1 protein-coding gene is annotated in these 450 nt (G+C 25.3%); it reads left to right on the forward strand.

Annotation, left to right across the window (positions count from 1 at the left end):
- A partial coding sequence (locus tag BpJC4_RS15920; protein ID WP_172968335.1) for an AMP-binding protein occupies positions 1 to 450 on the forward strand: 450 nt, incomplete at both ends.

The raw sequence follows: 450 nt of genomic DNA on the forward strand, positions 1-450 counted from the left end.
AATTGAAAAATTTTATAGTTCTGTAGAAAAATATTCAAGTAGTATAGCTATTTATGATGACGAAACAAAATATACATACAAGGAACTAAAAATAATTGTTAATAAAGTTGCAAATGAATTAAAACAAAATGGAATAGAATTAAATCAGTGTGTCCCCTTAATTATGAAACCATCCACTAATCTAATAATAGTCATATTGGCACTCTATCAAATTGGTGCATACTATCTACCTATTGCACATTCATTTCCTAAAAAAAGGAAATTATTATTTCTAAAAGATAGTAACAGTGATTGTTATATTTCGGATGAAGAAGAATTGAAAACCAATAAAAAATATATAAATGTCATGAAATTGATTAATAAAGCAAAAAATAATAACCATATTGCGACACATTCAAAAATTAAGGAAGGAAAATATGCGTATAGAATTTATACATCTGGAAGTACTGG

The organism is Weizmannia acidilactici (assembly GCF_008974185.1).
Classification (GTDB): domain Bacteria; phylum Bacillota; class Bacilli; order Bacillales; family Bacillaceae_C; genus Weizmannia; species Weizmannia acidilactici.